This window comes from Streptomyces sp. NPDC002958 (genome assembly GCF_055563255.1).
The window spans coordinates 1-16,399 of the sequence record NZ_JBVHDS010000035.1 but is presented as its reverse complement, the minus strand read 5'-3'; the positions used below and the strand labels follow the sequence as shown (position 1 = coordinate 16,399).

Here is a 16,399-nt window from a genome sequence, read left to right as displayed (position 1 = left end):
TTGACGTGAATTCAGGTTCACTGGTTCGGTCGCTGCCTGGTCGGCGTAGTGCTTCCCCTCGAACTCGATCGGGCTGAGGTAGCCGAGCCGTTTCTGGATGCGGCGGGGGATATAGGCCGCCGCTGAATTCGACCCCGGCGCCGCTACCCGGACACTGGCACAGGACGGATGGCGGATCGCCAGCCCCTGGACGAAGACGCCGCTGACGGACGAGGCCCTCTGCACGGCGATGGTCGAGCAGGTCGGCAAGGAGCCGAGACATCGCCTTCCGGCCAGCCGCCAAATCGAACCGCAGCCGCCTGGAACAGACGGAATGATTCGGCGAAGCAGCGAGGTCAGGATGTCTGCGCTCGGGCAGAACGCCGTCCAGGGAGTCGAGGAGCTCTCCGAAGGAGATCTTCTCTTCGCCGTACTCGAAGGTCATGGCGGCGGCGAGCGCCGCCCACCGGTCGGTGCTGCGCCCGCAGTGGTCCTCGTTCGGTGGCGCCAGAAGCTGGTGAACCGGGTCCGCCTGACGGCGACGGACACGGACCCGGCGATCGGAACCGGACCGGAGAGGCGACCGCCCCGGCCTCTTCCTGCTGCTCGCCGTGTCGGGGCGCCGCGTGGCACTGGACAACCTCTCCGGGCCGGGTGTTGCCACGCTGGCGGCGGGTTCCTGACCGCTCGTCATCGGCTTCCGCTTCTCCCTGCCCCTGCTCCCCTGCCCCCTGCTCCCCTGCTCGGACAACCCTGTCGAACGGCGCTGTCAGTGGCGCGCGGTAGCTTCGGGATTGTTCGAGATCACGGGGTGAGAGGGGTGAATTCGTGGGTGTCAGGCATGCTTTGAGCGTCGTCCTGGTCGACGTCAACGACGAGGTGGTGACGGCCTGGCGGTCCGCGTTCGCGGACACGCCGGAGGTCGAGATCAGGCGGGGTTCCCTTCTCGATGTGGACGCCGACGCCTGGGTATCCCCCACCAACGAGCGTGGCCGGATGGACGGTGGGGTCGACGCCGTCGTCAAGCGGTACCTCGGTGCGGGCATCCAGGTGCGGGTGCAGCGGGCGATCCGCGACCGGTTCGGCGGACGGCTGCCGGTGGGCAGCGCGGTGTGCGTCCCGTCCGGGGCGGACGTACCCCGGTACCTGATCTCGACGCCCACCATGCGCCAGTCGTCGCAGAACGTCAGCGACACGATGAACGTGGCCCTGGCCTGCGCGGCCGCCTTCCAGGCGGTGCATCTACAGAACCGGGCGAAGCCGGGCAGCATCCGGTCGGTGGCCCTCGTCGGGATGGGCGCGCAGACCGGGCAGGTGCCCGCGAAGGTGTGCGCCAACCTGATGTGGACGGGCTACACCCTCTTCCACGACCACGGTTTCGCGGACTACGACGAGTTGCGGGCCGCCGTACTGGGGCAGCTCGACGACATCGAGGGAGCGGGGTCCGCACGGCGGGTCCGGATCAACGTGCCGCAGCGGCCTTCCTTTCGTCACTGACCCGAAGACCTCGCAGGCCGGTGCCGCCCAGGGCGCGGACACCCGCGACGCCCCTGCCGCATCTGTTCAACATGCCGGGGCGCCCGTGGAGGCGTCCGGTTCGAGTATCGGGAGTTCCACCCTCGTGAGTGATGTCGACGTGACGGCCGCGGGCGATGCCGGTTCCCCGGCCGGGGATCCGCTGGGACTGGCCAGCCTGTTCACCGGTGGCGGCGAGCCGTGGCTGCCGCTGCTCGGACCGGTGATCGAGGCGCAGCCGGGAGCCGCCGACTTCATCGGCCCGAAGCGCAGCCCGGAGGTCGTTCCGGTGCGCGAGCTGACGTTCCAGGCATTGAAGCCGCATCCGCCGGAGAAGTGGAAGGTGGTCGTCTTCGGACAGAACCCCTATCCGCGGGCGGAGAGCGCGACCGGCATCGCAATGTTCGACAACACCTTCATCGACTGGAAGGACAGCCAGTTCGGCCGGGTCGTCAGCATCCGCTGCCTCATAAAGGCGGCCGCGATGTGGAAGTACGGCATCGTCAAGAAGACCCCGATCGCCGACGTCCGCGCCCTGCTGAAGAAGGAGGACACGGTTCAGCCGCCCGAGTGGTTCCAGGCGATGCTCACCCAGGGTGTGCTGCTGCTGAACGCGTCCCTCACGGCGAGCGCGGATGGGGCGATGGCGACCGATCGGCACACGTCGTTCTGGCGCCCCGTGGCCGAGCAGATCGTCGAGGAGATCCTCCGGGCGAAGCAGGACGCGGTGGAGGAGGACGACCGGGGGGTGGTGTTTGCCTGGTGGGGCGCGCACGCCCGGAGTCTGAAGAGGGTTGTCCAGCGGCTGGAGAAGAAGTACCCGGGGGTGCAGGTCCGTCACCTGGACCACGCCAATCCGGCCGCGCAGGGGGATCTGTTCTGCGAGGGCGACCACTTCGCCCAGGTGAACGACGCCCTGGCGGCGGTGGGGTCCGAGCCGGTCGACTGGCTGCCGCGGATGGGCTGGGACCAGTCGGGCGGGGCCGGCGGGCCGCAGGACGGTGGTGTCGCGCAGCGGATGGGGGCGTTCATCGCGTCCACGATGGAGTTGCACCAGCTGTATCTGGAGCGGCTCACCAGCGTCAAGGACGAGGGCCTCGTCCTGCCGCCCGTCACCGGGGTGTTCGACACGCCGCTGATGGACTTCCGGAAGGCCGTCGAGCCGTTCTCGCGGGTGCTCGCGCACCTGGATCGGCATATCGATCTGTCGAGCCGTTTCGGGGAGACGAAGGCCGAGGAGGCGGCGTCCGCGGGCGCGCTGTCCGGGGAGGCCGTGGGCGCCTTGTCGGCCGACGCGATCTCGGCCCTCTACCTGTACACGTGCGAGTCGGGCTTCTACCGCGAGATCAACGCCGTGCTGCGCTCGTCGGACCGCGAGCGCGTGGTGCCGTACCTGCCGTACCTGCGGTTGCTGTTCTCGGCGATGGAGGCGTTGCCGGCGCAGACGCGGCCGCTGTGGCGTGGTGTGGCGCTGGATCTGCGCTCCCAGTACCCGCTGGGGCGGACGGTGACGTGGTGGGGCGTGTCGTCGTGCACGTCCGAGCCGGGTGTGGCCCGCGCGTTCCTCGGCGGGCGTGGCCGGCGGACGCTGTTCGAGGTGACGCCCGCGCGGGCGGTGGGGATCCGGCAGTTCTCCGCGTTCACGGGTGAGGAGGAGTACATCCTCGCGCCGGGGACGCAGCTGAAGGTGACGGAGGTGAAGGCCGAGCGTGGGGGTCTGTGCACCGTGCGGCTGACCGAGCTGGAGGGGGCCGGCCTGGTGTCGTGACGCCCCGGGCCGGGCATACGAGTGCCCCATGGCGGGCCTGAGCCGTGCCGTGGACGAGGACTGGAAATGCCGTGCCTCGCCTTTCACTCTGACCTGGCGAACACCGGAAGGAAAACCAGGTGCTCAGCAGGAAGCGGTGACATTGCCGCAGTAGATCCAGCCGTAGAAAGTGTGGGGCGTGCCGTTGCCGACGACGTACTGGACGTAATACCAGCGGTTGCCGGAACCGTTGTAGGCGTAGTGGCTCCAGCGAACCGTTTCGCCGGGGCCCGGCCGCCACACCTCGGCGCATCCGGCCGCGTAGCACTCCCTGATCGGGCCATTGTCAGTGTGGCGGTCGGGGTCCACGTGGCAGCAGAGACCTCGCGGGTGTCGGGCCAGGGTTGCTCTTGTCGGCTGCTGCGGACGCGACAGGAGTCGTGGCGGTGAACATCATGGTCAGTGCGGCCGCGCCCACACCTGCAGTGATCTTTGCGCGGAATCTCATGGTTTTCCCCCTCACAGGAATCTGGCATGGACACGGCCATGATTGAGGCGGAGGGCCACTTCGATAAGACTCCGCGAGGAGGAATGGCCGATACCTCCTCGACGCTTGTCCTGTTCCACGTAACGCAATTGACAGAAATCTGAAGTGGGTCCCTTACGCGGCGATGGCCGTTCGCCAGCAGCAGCGCCTCGGCGTCCTGCAGCCGCCGCTCCCGGGCCTCGGGATCGATCTCCGCCATGCCGGGCAGCCCGCCACCGACCGCCTCTCGTCCGGGAATCGCGGACGAGAGGCCCGGTCCGTTCACTCAGTGAATATCTCTTTTGCGGATGATCTACCTCAAAACCTGACCTGACTGTGCGACCAGGGCGATTGCAAAGTCTGATGATCTCGGATCGGTGCCGGTCAACTGATTCCAAGCCGTCGTCAGCTGGGAGTCGTCCCCGGTCGGTTGGACGTCAGCCATGGAAGCTTCGCAGAGATGGGGCGATCGTCGGGGTACGCGGTTGCCGGGGAACAGGTACCGCTACGATCTCCAACCCCCGAGTAATGGAGGAGAGTCATGAGCGACCGCCCGGTCCACACAGTGGAAGTTCCTCTGGGTGACGGCAACGACGAATCCGTGCGTGTCCAGATCCGAGAGGTGGACGAGACGCTCGTCCGCGTGGGCCGAGGAGGCCGCTCCATAGCGCGGGCCGAACGGTCGCTCGGGCAGATGCTGGACACCGTACGCCCCGTGGCGGAGAGTTTTGTGGAACGGTTCAAGGGGCTTGCGAACGCGCCCGACGAGATCACGCTGGAGTTCGGGGTGTCACTGTCGGCCGAGGCGGACGTGGTGATTGCCAGCACAGCGACAGCGGCCAATTTCTCCGTGAGCCTGACCTGGAACAGAAGCGACGCGAGAGACACCAACGGAGATTCTGGTCAAGAGAGTTGACATCGCTTAGGCACAACGGAGGCACGGAGCCGCAGTGACGGACGTTCAGGAGCGGGATGCCGAGGAGGCAGAGCCGGCACTGATCTCGGCGATCGTCCGGGTCAAGGGGCCGGACGGCGCGATCGGCGGCGCGGGCTTCCTCGTCGCTCCGGATCTGGTGCTGACCTGCGCCCATGTGGTGTCGGACGCGCTGCACAGGAGCCGGGAGGACGCTGTTGAGGCCGGGACCGAGGTCACGGTCGACGTGCCGCTGGCCGGGAATGCCGATGGCGTCGACGGGGGCGACCACAGTGCCGAGGTCCAGCGCTGGATACCGATCAGACCCGATCAGAGCGGAGACATCGCCGTCCTGCGATTGCGGAACCGGATCCCCGGAGCCCGTCCGCTTCCCACGGCCGACCCGCAGCGCGGCGTATGGGACCACGATGCGCGCGCCGTAGGCTTCACCGACGACAACCTGGATGGAATCTGGCAGAGCGGCAGGTTCCGCGGGCCCACCCGCCAGGGCTGGATCCAGCTCTCGCGAGCCAACGGTGAAGCCGTTTACATCAAAGGGGGCTTCAGCGGCAGCCCTGTCTGGGACAACAGACTGGGTGCCGCCGTCGGAATGATGGTAGCGGCGCAGCCTGTGCGCGAGGCCCAGCAGGCATTCGTCCTGCGGATGAGGACCCTGCTGAAGGAAGTGCCCGAACTCGCGCCGTTCGTGAGCCCGGCCACGCCCTTCCGCGGTCTCTCCACCTTTCAGGAGGACGACGCGGATGTCTTCTTCGGCAGGGATGACGACATCGAGCGAGTGGTCACCGCGCTGCGGGGCGATCAGCCCACCGTCACGGTGTACGGGCCGTCGGGATGCGGCAAGTCGTCGCTCGCGCTGGCCGGTGTGGTGCCGAGGATGCGGCAGGACGGTTACCGGATTCTGCGGGTGAACGCCTCACGTTTCTCTTCCCTGCGGGCCGCGCTCGCCACCGAACTGTTCGAGATCGTGAGGTCGAGGCAATATGGTCCCCCGCGCGCGGAGAGCGCCAACCAAGTGGAGTCATGGCTCGCCGAGTTGGGGCTGGCGGACACCGCCCACCGTGCCCTTGGTTCGTCGGCTGACCAGCTCCTCGTCGTACTCGACCAGGCCGAAGCCCTCCTGGACGGTTCCGACGCAGTGGCCGAGGAGGTCGCCGGTCTGCTGTTCCCCGAGCAGCAGCAGAATGTGTTACGGGTGCTGGTCACGCTGCGGGCCGATTTCATGGACGCGGCACTTAACCACGCGCGCCTCGGCTCCGCGCTGAAGAAAGGTGTGACGGTCCCGCTCACGCCGATGTCCCGGGACCAGCTCGCAGAAGTGATCAGTGAGCCGGTTAAGCGCATCTCGACCGTGGAGTACGAACCGGGCCTCGAGCGGCGCATCGTCGACGACGCGGGCGGCGAACCGGGAGTCCTGCCCCTCCTGGGGTTCGTCCTGGCCCAGCTGTGGGAGCACCAGGCCGCCGGACGGCTGCGGACCGCAACCTACGAAGAGAACGACGGCGTGTCCGGGGCCCTGAAACTCCACGCCGAGCAGGCATGGAAGGAGTGCGTCGAGAAGCAGCACAAGGCCAGGGGCAGAGACAAGGACGAAGACAAGGGCGGGGACAAGGACGGGGACAAGAACGAGGCGTTGCGGCTGCTCACCGGCCTGGTCAGGGTGCTGCCGGGCAGCGGGGCGCCGCTGCGCCGCATGCTCACCCGGGAGGAAGCCGGTGAGGTCAGGTGGCGGATCGCGAAGTCACTCGCCGCGCGGCGGCTGCTCGTACTGCACGGGGACGAGGGGGAACCGCAGAGTGTCGAACTCGCCCACGAGGCGCTGATCAGCGCCTGGCCGACGCTCGCGCAGCAGGTGAAGGCCGACGGGGATTTCCTGGCCGGCAGGGCTGAACTCGCGCATGACCTCGACCGCTGGCAGAAGACGAACCGGTCACCGGACCTGCTGCCCGCCCCGCTGCAACTCCTCTCCCTGCGCAACCGGTTGCGCGGCCGCGAGACAGAGCTGTCCCCAGAGGAACGGGAATTCCTCGACCTCGCACGGCGGCATCACCGTACACGGCGCAACCGCATACGTACCGCATGGACCGCAGCCGCGCTGGTGCTCGCGCTGATCGCCGGATTAGGCACCTTCCTCGTCCACCAGTCGCAGGTCAGCGCGCAGCGGGAGGCGGAAGGGCGGTCGCGTTCGCTGGCATCCCTCGCCGACGAGTTGACGAAGCGGGATCCGGGGCTGGCCGCCCTGGTCGCCATCGCAGCTCATGACGTCGCACCGACGCGGGAGGCCCGCAATGCCCTGCTGCGCAGGTACGACCAGTTCAAGAACGACTCCTGGGTACTGACCGGCACCGAGTCACCGGTGAAAGACGTGGCGATGAGTACGGACGGTGCGGTGACCCTCGTGACGACCAAGATCGGAGGGGCGGCGAGCGGGCAGAGCAGCGCGGTGTTGTTCGTCCGCGGTGCCGGGGGAAGGATTCATCGCGAATATCTGCGTCTCGCCCGGGAGGTCCTTTACCCGCTGGTCAGCAGGGACGGTCGGAGGATCGCCTACTTCTCGGTGCAGGAGGGTGGCACCCTCGTCTGGCATGACGTGCATCGCGACGCCGAGGAGGTGCTGGGCCCGGCGCATACGATCCGCAACAGCGACTTCGGCGACATCGAGGTGAGGTCGTTCGGTCAGAACCTCGGCCTCGCGGACTTCTCCCCCAACGCCAGCGAAGTGGTCATGATGGTGGGCGGGCGGGCCCGGATCTGGGACTTGGCGGCGGAAAAGGGACGGGGGGTGCCCTCACGCGTGCCCGCGCTGGAGACGGCGTGGTTCGGTCCGGACGAGAACACACTCGTGGCCCAGCCGCGGTACGGCGACGAGACGGACGCAGACTCCTCGGTAATGGCCGTCGACATCGATACCGGTAAGACGCGGGCGCTGGCGAGCGGCGTACGCACGTCGGTGAGGACGAGCCTCGCGCTGTCGGGCAACGGCAGTGTGCTGGCCTTCTGCCAGAAGGGGCGAGGCGAGCATGGCGCCGTGTACCGGGCGGTGCACGTCGAGGACGGACGAGTGCTCACCACCTATGAGCCCGACTCGACTGGTGACTACTGCCGCGGCATCGCCATGGACGCGACGGGAGAGCATTTCGCAGTGAAGAAGGCCGAGGCCGAGTGGGCACTCGTTGGCACGCGGCCGGGCAAGGGAGTGGAAGTGGCGGAGGGGCCCAGCGAGGTCCCCGACCTCGACGACCTGGCTCTGGTCGGGGAGCCGGGGGATTTGGCCCTGGTCATCTGGGACGAGACCGCCGTGACCGCTCGGCCGCTAAGTGTGGGCTCCATCGACGCCGACAGTCCTCCGGTGCTGCTCGGCAACGAGAACACGATGCTGCTGCGTGAAGGCGCCAACGGCGACATGCTGGCCCTCGTCAACATGGATGTACGCGGAAACACGAACACCCTAAAGAAGGTGAAGCGACCCTCAAGGGACCAGTCGATGGACATGTCCCGAGAACCTCCGCGAATCAAGGTCAACCGGGCCCAGACGCTCGCTGCCGACCTTGTCAGCCGGAACAAGGTCCGCGTCTGGGAGGTCCCGTCCCTGCGGCAGGTCACGGAGATCACGGCCGCCATGCCTCCGGTCGACAAGGCCGGGAAGGCAACGGACGAGGTGGAACTCTACTTCGTCGACGACGACGAGCTGCTCACGGTCTCCGGCAGCCACATCGAGCACTGGAACACCCGGACCGGCCGTCGTCTGTCGAAGACGATCGACGTACACGACCTGGGACTCACCAAGAAGAACCCGCCGCAGTTCTTCCTGGACCCGTATCCGAAGCCGGGATACACGCAGATCATGATCAAGGGAAGTCCGGTCGTCCATGCCGTGGACCTGCGAACGGGCAAGGAGGACAAGGCGCTTAGGCTCCGCTTCGATCCGATGGTCGACCATGCCGTACTCGACGGCAGCGGACAGTACGCAGCCGTGAAGACCACGGGCGACATGGTGGAGGTGTGGTCTGTGCGGCCCGGGCGACGCATGGAGAGGGTAGTCGGTCCCTTCGGGCCCCTCCAGGCGTACGACCGGTACCAAGCCGGGTTCCTGCAAGGCGGCCCAGAGTTCCTTCTGGCCAACGGAAACTCCGTGCGCTTTGAGAACGTAGCCGATCCCAGCGGCGGAGATTCCTACGACTTCGCGGAGGACCAGGAGTTCCTCGCCGCCTCGAAGGACGGAAAGACTCTGCTGCGGCTCACCGACGACACCAACGTGAGCCTCCTTCACCTCGACCCCGAGCTATGGAAGGACCAACTGTGCGACATCCTCGGCCGCGACCTCACCGAGGTCGAACGACAGGGCCTTCCCACCTGGCTGCCGAGCGGGATCTGCCCGGACTGAGCGTGTGCTTCAGTACTGGCATCAAAGACTTCAGTACAGGAGCGCCGCGTGACACGGGCAGAGAAGATCACTCCCGACCTGCGGTTCGAGCCGACCGGTGATCCGCGGGCACCCACGCTCTCAACGGGCTGACGGATCGGGCATCTGAGTCGTACGGCATCGCACTGCATTACCAAACGGCCGATACCGAAGCGGCGGCCGCCAGGGAGGCCATGAGCCACGCGTTGCTGTCCGTGTCCTCCGGTTTCGCCGCAGCCGCGGTTGGAGCGCATCGCCGCCGGCCCAGCGCTCGACCTCGAGGACGGAAGCCGGCCGGGCGCCGACCCGGCCGGCCAGGGCAAGACCGACTGCGGCCGGAGTGGAGCGCAGCCGCTCGGTGCGCCGGCCGTACCTGCGGGTGAGGCCGATAGCGGCAGGAGGCCGCACTCGCTGGTCCGTAGCCCTGGCTCATTGCTCTGGCGCGCCACCGACCACCACAACGGCTGTTCCAATACGGGGCGGCCGCTGTGGTGTGATGAATCCCCTCAGCACGCGAGATGGCCGCATTCGCCTACGGCGGTCAACCGTCCTGCCGTGTTACGGCCGTTCATCTGCTCAGCAGGGCAGTTTCGTAGTCCTTGAGAGCGTGACCAGCTACCCACCCTTGGGACTCGGCCTTGGACACGTCCAGGACCACGGAGTGCGCCAGCTGGTCGACGGCGTAGCGGGTGAGCGGCGGCTCCCTGTGTGGGCGCAGCCGGGCCAGCGTCTGGGCGGCGGCCGCCACGGTCTGGGCCACCGGCAGCGGGATGTGGCCGATGCGCGCCCGTACGCCGTGGGCGCGCAGGACCGTCCGGACCGCCTCGTCCCGTTCGTACGGCGCCGGGTCGGCGATGTTGTACGCGCCCCGCGGCCAGCCAGCGGCCGTGAGGCAGGCGTTGGTGAGGTTCTCGACGGCCGTGAGGCTGAGCCGGACGCTCGGCCCCGGCAGCATGAGCAGTCCACGGCGGACGCGGGACAGCAGCCGGGGCACCAGGTGCGGGTCCCCGGCGCCGTAGACCGCCCGCGGCCGCAGCACCACGGCGCCCGCGGCGAGCGCCAGCGCCTCACCGGCTGCCTTGGTGCGGCCGTACGCGTTCAGGTGCCCGCGCACCGGATGATCCTCGGTGATGCGGGAGCGCCCGGGGCCGGGTGCGTAGACGCTGGCGCTGCTCACCCACACCACCGGCCGACCGGCGGCCCCCTCCAGCAGCCGCGCCGTGCCGTCGACGTTGACGGCGTGCATGGCAGCCTCGGCCGGGGTGTCGGCCATCGGGTCGCCGACCGCCGCCGCGCAGTGCACGACGAGGTCGGCGCCGGACAGGTCCGGCACCTCGCGCGCGGCGTCCCAGGGAACGTGCCGGCCGATCGGGCCGGGGCGTCGACCGACGCACAGGACGTCGGCGCCGCGGGCGGCGGCCGTGGTGGCGACGTGGGAGCCGCAGAAGCCGCTCGCGCCGGTGACGGCGATCGTGGTCATCGGTTCTCCGGAGGTCGGTGGCCGTCGGCCGCCCGGACGGTGAGGGAGCGCCAGCCGGGCAGAGCCGCGCCCCGGTCCACGCGGGCGCGCAGGACGGTGGGGCGGTGGGGGGCGAGCGCGGCGAGGGTGTCGTCGAGCTGTGCACGGGCCAGGCGCGCGCCGGGACAGGCGTGGCTGCCGACGCCGAAGACGAGCTGGGCCACGGCGGGCGGAGCCGGGTGATGGGCGTCCGGTGGTTCGCTGTGGGCCCGCGCGGCGTGCCGTGCCACCAGGATCAGGCGGTTCCCGGCCCGTACCGGGCAGCCGCCCAGGTCGGCGTCGGCCGCCGCCACGCGGGGCAGGAGCGGAGAGGGGGCGGTCACCCGCAGCAGTTCGCCCACCAGGGTCGGGCGCAGCCGGTCGTCGGCCGCCTGCTCCCAGAGGCCCGCGTCGGCGCACCAGGCTGCGGCGCGCGGGAGGGCCGCGACGGTGGTGTTGACGGCGGCGACGGCGAGCATGGTGCGAAGGGCCGGCTCCGTCGCTTCGCCGCAGGCCGGGGCGAGCAGCGCCTCCAGCCGCGCCGTCGCCGCGGCGGCGGCGCGTGCGGTCCCCGGCGGCCGGGGGCCGGGCAGGTGGTCGCGTACGGCTGCGGCCGCTGCCTCCGCGGATGCCGCGGCGATGCCTTCCGGGTCGCCGGTCGTGCCCAGGAGCGCGCAGACGGTGGCCCCGGCCAGTTCGCGGGCCAGTGGTACGAGGTCGATGTCGCGGCCCTCGGCGAGCGGGGCGAGGCGTCTGTTCAGGACGTCGTGCCACACCGGGCGCAGCCGCTCCATTCCCGCCGCCCCGAGATCGTCGGCGACGGCGCGCCGGGTGGCGCGGTGACCGGTGCCCTCCTGGTCGAACAGCGTTCCGCCCGTGGACAGTTCCCGGGCGGCGCCGCCGGTGGTGCCGGTGGCGGTGCGGTCCAGCGGGATGCGGGTGAGGGCTTGCTGGTACGGCTCGGAGCCGTGCACCAGCATCGTTCCGCCGATGCGGGTGACCGCGCGGCGGCGGGTGACGGCGAGGAGGGCGAACAGCAGGGGGTGGGAGCGGGTGTACACGCGCCGGTCGCGGCGCCGGGCGGCGCGGAGGGCGGATGCGGCGGGCGTGGCGAGAGCCGTGGTCACCTGACGTGCACCTGCTTCAAGTCGGCGGGGCGGTAGCGGCGGTCCCAGCACCACAGCAGGGTCCGGCGGGCGCCCCGGGTTCGCAGGCGGCGCAGGCTGGTGTGCACCACCATCCGCCCGGCCCGGGCGATCCGGTCGCTGTGCTCGCGCGCCCGGTTGAGGAGGACGACGTCCTCGGGCGGTGCCTCCAGCGGGGTGCGGGGCGTGCCCCCACAGCGCAGGTGGAGCGCGGCGGTGATGGCGAGCTTGTGGACGTGGCACAGCACGTAGGGCGCGCGGTAGCCCGGGTGTCGGTGCTCCGTGCGGTAGCGCCCGTACAGCGCGGTCGCCCTGACGACCGCCGGCAGGAGGCGGCGCTCGGTGAGGGAGGGGAACTCGTCCCGGCGCGGGAGGCTCCGGCCGCAGGCCGGATCTGTACCGCGTGTGAACTTGGCGCGCGCCGCGGCGATCCAGTCGGTGGCGGGCAGGCCGTCGGCGTCGGTGCGCACGAGCAATTCGGCGCCGTTCGCGACGGCGTACCGGAAGCCCGTGTCGGCGGCGGCTCCGGTGCCGCGCTGCTCCTCGCGGACGAGGTGCACGGGGAAGGGCGCGGTGGTGGCGAAGCGGCGCACGACGGCGGCGGTCGCGTCGGTGGAGGCGTTGTCGACGACGACCAGGGTGAAGCCGGTGTCGTTCTGGGAGGCGAGCGCGGCAAGGGTGGCCCCGATCCCGGCCTCCTCGTTGTGGGCGGGGACCACCCACAGCGGCCCGTCGCCCGGCGTGGTCATGTGCGGCTCCGTTTTGCGGGTCGGGTGACGGTGAGGCGCCGGGCGGCGAGGCGGGCGGCGGCGGCGCGGTCGGGCTTCTGGGAGCGGCCGGACAGCGGGATGTCGGCCAGCAGGACCGCGTCCGGCCGGGCGGAGCCCATGCGTTCCAGCGGTCCGGCCAGGGCCGCGCGCAACGCGTCGCAGTCGGCCCCGGGGCCGGGCTGCACGACGGCGACCAGGCGCTCGTCGCCGTCCCCGGCCGGGACGCCCACCAGCAGGGCGAGTTCGACGCCGGGGACGTGCAGCGCCGGCTCGTACAGCCCCGGGTAGATGTTCTCCGCGTGTCGCAGGATCATGTCCTTGCGGCGGCCCTCCAGCACGATCCGGCCGCCGTCGAGGCGTGCCCGGTCACCGGTGGCGACCCACGGGTCGGGCTCCTCGCCGAGGTAGCGGTCGCGGGCGGCGGGGCCGGACAGCAGCAGTTCCCCGGAGGCGTCGGTCTTCGCCGCCACGCCGGGCAGGAGGGCGCCGACCAGGTCCCCGTCGCCGGTGAAGGCGGTTTTGTCGGCCTGCTCGACGGCCGCGGCGGGGAATAGCTCGGTCAGCGCGTACACGCCCCACGCCTCGTCTGCACCAGCCCGCTTCACGCGGGTCAGCAGCTCGGCGCTCGCCGGGGCCGACCCGGTCCACACGCGCCCGTCGAACCGGCCGCCCTCGGCCAGCAGCCGCCGCAGCTGAGGTGGCGTCAGGTACGTCGCTTGCGGGGCGAGTTGGCGCAGCTGCCGGGCCAGTACCCGCGTGGATCGGGCGGGCAGCGCGACCGGCGCTCCGCTCGCGAGGGAGGGGACGAGGACGAAGAAGGTACCGCCGAGAACGGGACGCCCGGCCTCCGGCCGGACCAGGTCGGCCACCGTCGCCATGCTGGCGGCGAGCGAGGAGCGGGTGTGCACCACGGCCCTGGGGCGCGAGGTGGTGCCCGAGGTGAAGACGACGACCGCGTCGCCGTCCCCGTCCACCGGGCGCGGCGGCCGCGCGGCGCGGAGGCCGGTGTCCAGAGCGGGCGCGCAGCCGGGCATCCGGGGCCCGACCGTGACCACCGGTCCCAGCTCCGCGAGGTCCGGCAGGGCCAGGCGGGCGCGGCGAGCCAGCGGCCGGGCCCATCCGGCGACGGCCTGGGCGGTGGCGTCGGCGATGACCAGGCCGGGGCGGGCCAGGGCGAGCCGGGCGCGTAGTACGTCCGGTCCGGCGCCGGGGTCGAGCACCGCGGCGCGCCCCCCGAGCCGGTGCACGGCGAGCATCACCGCGAGGGCGCGGGGCCCGGGCCGGACGGCGACGCCGACGGTGCCGCCGCGTCCGACGCCCCGTGCGTGCAGGGCGGCGGCGCAGCGGTCGGTGAGGTCGGCCAGGTCCCCGTAGGTGGCCCTGGTGCGTACGGCGCCGGTGCGGGTGGTGCCGAGGACGGCGGGCAGGTCGGGGCGGCGGCGCAGGGCGCGGGCGAGGGTGTCGAGCATCAGCGGGGGTCCTCCCCGTGGCGGCCCGGTCCTTTGTCGAGGTACCAGCGGGCGGTGCCGACGAGGCCGTAGGCACGCAGTCGGCGGGTGGAGTTCTCCACGACCATGTCGCGGGCGTGGACGATGGCGGTGGTGTGGCGGCGCACCCGGTTCAGGAAGAGGCGGTCGGTGGGGGACGGGCGGCGCGGCATCCCGCCGACGGCCTCGTACAGCGCGGCCGTGACAGCCATGTTGTTGCCGGCGTGCATCCGGTAGGGGGCGAGGTAGCCGTGGCGGTGGTGATGGGCGGGGCGTATCCGGCCGAAGAAGGCGGCGACGCGGACCAGGGCGCGGAAGGCGGCCCGCCCGAGCGGTCCGTGCTCGTCGCGGCGCGCGTCGATGCGCCCGCAGACCAGACCCGCGCCACGCCGCAGGGCGTGGCGGGCGCCGGCCGTCCAGCCGGGGTGCGGCAGGCAGTCGGCGTCGGTGCGGGCCAGCCAGGTCGCGCCGCCGTCGATCGCGTACCGGAAGCCGGTGTCCACTGCGCAGCCCACGCCCTTCTCCGGCTCGCTGAGGACGTGGACAGGGAAGGGCGCCCAGCGGGCGAAGTCGTATGCGACCGCGGCGGTGCCGTCGCTGGAGGCGTTGTCCACGACGACGAGGGTGAAGTCACGGTCGCGCTGGCCTGCAAGGGCGTCCAGCGTGGTGCCGATGCGCGCGGCCTCCTGGTGCGCGGGCACCACCACCCACAGGGCGCTCATGCCTTCTCCCACACCATGGTCATGATGCTCACGCCGCCGCCCAGGCCCACGAACAGGACACGGTCACCGGCCTCCAGGCCCTCGTGGACGCGGTCGAGCTGCACGCCGAGCGTGGCACTTGCCATGTTGCCGAGCTCGGGCACCGTGACGACGAGCCGGTCCCGGGGGACGCCGGTAAGCTCCATGAACCGTTCCAGGTACGGCACGGTGACCTGGTGCACCAGGATGTGCCGGAAGTCGCTCCACGCCAGGCCGGTGCGCTGACGCATCCGGTCGAGCACCGACGTGCCGACCTTCTCGAACACCTCGCGCAGCTCGCTGCCATCACCGTGGAAGTACGTGTGATCGTCCCCGCGGGGGTGGCGCGAACCGCCGCCGAAGATCCCCCCGACCGACCAGTGCTCGGAGTGCGTCTCGGTGTCCACGTCGAAAACGCCGCCCCGCTCCACCACCTCCAGGACGACCGCGGCTCCCGCGTCGCCGAAGGTATACCCCGCGAACCCGTCCCGGAGCTGCTCGGAACCGGACGGCTCGTGCCGCACCGCGCGGCTCGGGGTCTCCCCGGTGACGACCAGGGCCCGGCGCGCGCGACCGGCGAGGATCATGGCCCTTGCCATGTCGATGCCATTGACGAAACTGTTGCACGCGTTGGTCACGTCCAACGCGTGGGCCCGGGACCCGAGTTCGGCCTGGACGATGTGCGCGGTCGCCGGTTCGACCACGTCCCGCGTGGCGGAGGCGAACACCAGCAGGTCCACGTCGTACGGGGCGAGCCCGGCCCTGTCCAGCGCGACACGGGCAGCCCGCACCGCGAGCGTCGAGGCGTACTCGTCCTCTGCGGCCGCCCGGCGCGAGGCGATGCCGGTGACCCGTTCGAGCATTCGAGTCGGCAGGGACAGCCCGGAGGCGGCGGTGATGCGCTTCTGGAGCTGCCGGGACGTCACTTCGCGCTCCGGCAGGCAGGAGGCCACCGCAGTGATGCCCGCCCGGCGTATGGGGCCGCGAGCAGCGTGGTCTATGTGCATGGGCTAAACGCTATGAGCGGAGCAGGACAGTTTGCCTGAGTGCTGGTACTCAACTGGCATGGGTGATCGGCCACTACAGAGAAACAGTGGCCTCGGCATCCGGAAGCAGCTTCAGCAGTTCGTAGATCTGCTCGGCTGCACCCTGCCCGACTATGTCGGCTTGGCGACGCTCGTATGGGTGGCAAAAGCGCGGAGCAATGCTTGGAACCTGTGGATCGATCCTGGGAGGGACGTAGAAGGCGTACCTTCCCGAATGATCCTGGGCGTCGATGCGCCCGCAGACCAGGCCCGCGCCACGCCGCAGGGCGTGGCGGGCGCCGGCCGTCCAGCCGGGGTGCGGCAGGCAGTCGGCGTCGGTGCGGGCCAGCCAGGTCGCGCCGCCGTCCCGAGCTCGTCGTCGGCGACGTCGCGATGGGCCTGTGGAAGGCCTTCAGTGAGGTGTTCCCAGCTGCACGGCATCAAAGGTGCTGGGTTCACAAGGACCGCAATGTCACGAACTGTCTGCCGAAATCAGCACAGCCGAGCGCGACGAAGGCGATGCAGGAGATCTACAACGCCTAGTACTGCAACCGCATCTGGAGGATGTGGCCTCGGTGTTTGTAGTGGGAGCGGCGGGCTCGGGCCTGGCTGCGTCGTCGGAAGCGTGACCAGT

Annotated in this window: 11 protein-coding genes and 1 pseudogene; 5 read left to right on the top strand and 7 right to left on the bottom strand. The window is 70.6% G+C overall.

What is annotated here, in order from left to right:
• Positions 1 to 807 precede the first annotated feature (807 nt).
• Positions 808 to 1,476, top strand: coding sequence for a macro domain-containing protein (locus ACZ3IC_RS31795; protein ID WP_351197848.1), 669 nt, complete (start codon positions 808 to 810; stop codon positions 1,474 to 1,476).
• Positions 1,477 to 1,600: 124 nt separating this feature from the next.
• Positions 1,601 to 3,262 carry an ADP-ribosyltransferase domain-containing protein gene (locus tag ACZ3IC_RS31790; RefSeq protein ID WP_467421935.1) on the top strand — a complete coding sequence of 554 codons (1,662 nt, stop codon included), beginning with the start codon at positions 1,601 to 1,603 and terminating at the stop codon, positions 3,260 to 3,262.
• Positions 3,263 to 3,385: 123 nt separating this feature from the next.
• Here the strand turns inward: ACZ3IC_RS31790 and ACZ3IC_RS31785 are convergent, their stop codons facing one another.
• Entirely contained in the window at positions 3,386 to 3,610 is a 225-nt protein-coding gene (locus tag ACZ3IC_RS31785; RefSeq protein ID WP_467421933.1) for a hypothetical protein, read from the bottom strand.
• A gap of 698 nt (positions 3,611 to 4,308) precedes the next feature.
• On the opposite strand from ACZ3IC_RS31785, the gene ACZ3IC_RS31780 reads away from it, so the two are divergent.
• Both ACZ3IC_RS31780 and ACZ3IC_RS31775 read left to right on the top strand, forming a co-directional pair.
• Entirely contained in the window at positions 4,309 to 4,683 is a 375-nt protein-coding gene (locus ACZ3IC_RS31780; RefSeq protein ID WP_467421931.1) for a CU044_2847 family protein, read from the top strand.
• 34 nt (positions 4,684 to 4,717) lie between these two features.
• Entirely contained in the window at positions 4,718 to 9,082 is a 4,365-nt protein-coding gene (locus ACZ3IC_RS31775; RefSeq protein WP_467421929.1) for an nSTAND1 domain-containing NTPase, read from the top strand.
• A gap of 586 nt (positions 9,083 to 9,668) precedes the next feature.
• Here ACZ3IC_RS31775 and ACZ3IC_RS31770 read toward each other — a convergent pair.
• From ACZ3IC_RS31770 to ACZ3IC_RS31745, 6 genes are read right to left on the bottom strand one after another with little or no spacing between them, the layout of a single operon-like run.
• Positions 9,669 to 10,580, bottom strand: a complete 912-nt coding sequence (locus ACZ3IC_RS31770) for an NAD-dependent epimerase/dehydratase family protein (RefSeq protein ID WP_467421928.1) — start codon at positions 10,578 to 10,580, stop codon at positions 9,669 to 9,671.
• Positions 10,577 to 11,725 (bottom strand): cytochrome P450, encoded by a 1,149-nt coding sequence (locus ACZ3IC_RS31765; RefSeq protein ID WP_467421927.1) that lies wholly within the window; start codon positions 11,723 to 11,725, stop codon positions 10,577 to 10,579. Before ACZ3IC_RS31765 ends, ACZ3IC_RS31770 begins: the two co-directional genes overlap by 4 nt.
• Positions 11,722 to 12,492 carry a glycosyltransferase family A protein gene (locus ACZ3IC_RS31760; RefSeq protein ID WP_467421925.1) on the bottom strand — a complete coding sequence of 257 codons (771 nt, stop codon included), beginning with the start codon at positions 12,490 to 12,492 and terminating at the stop codon, positions 11,722 to 11,724. Before ACZ3IC_RS31760 ends, ACZ3IC_RS31765 begins: the two co-directional genes overlap by 4 nt.
• Entirely contained in the window at positions 12,489 to 13,982 is a 1,494-nt protein-coding gene (locus tag ACZ3IC_RS31755) for a class I adenylate-forming enzyme family protein (RefSeq protein WP_467421924.1), read from the bottom strand. Before ACZ3IC_RS31755 ends, ACZ3IC_RS31760 begins: the two co-directional genes overlap by 4 nt.
• On the bottom strand, positions 13,982 to 14,722 hold the full coding sequence (locus ACZ3IC_RS31750) for a glycosyltransferase family A protein (RefSeq protein WP_467421922.1): 741 nt from the start codon (positions 14,720 to 14,722) through the stop codon (positions 13,982 to 13,984). The genes ACZ3IC_RS31755 and ACZ3IC_RS31750 overlap by 1 nt, the downstream gene beginning before the upstream one ends.
• Positions 14,719 to 15,747 (bottom strand): 3-oxoacyl-ACP synthase III family protein, encoded by a 1,029-nt coding sequence (locus ACZ3IC_RS31745; RefSeq protein WP_467421921.1) that lies wholly within the window; start codon positions 15,745 to 15,747, stop codon positions 14,719 to 14,721. Before ACZ3IC_RS31745 ends, ACZ3IC_RS31750 begins: the two co-directional genes overlap by 4 nt.
• 375 nt (positions 15,748 to 16,122) lie before the next feature.
• Here ACZ3IC_RS31745 and ACZ3IC_RS31740 point away from each other — a divergent pair.
• Positions 16,123 to 16,305: pseudogene (locus ACZ3IC_RS31740) on the top strand (transposase); the annotation flags it as partial.
• Positions 16,306 to 16,399 lie beyond the last annotated feature (94 nt).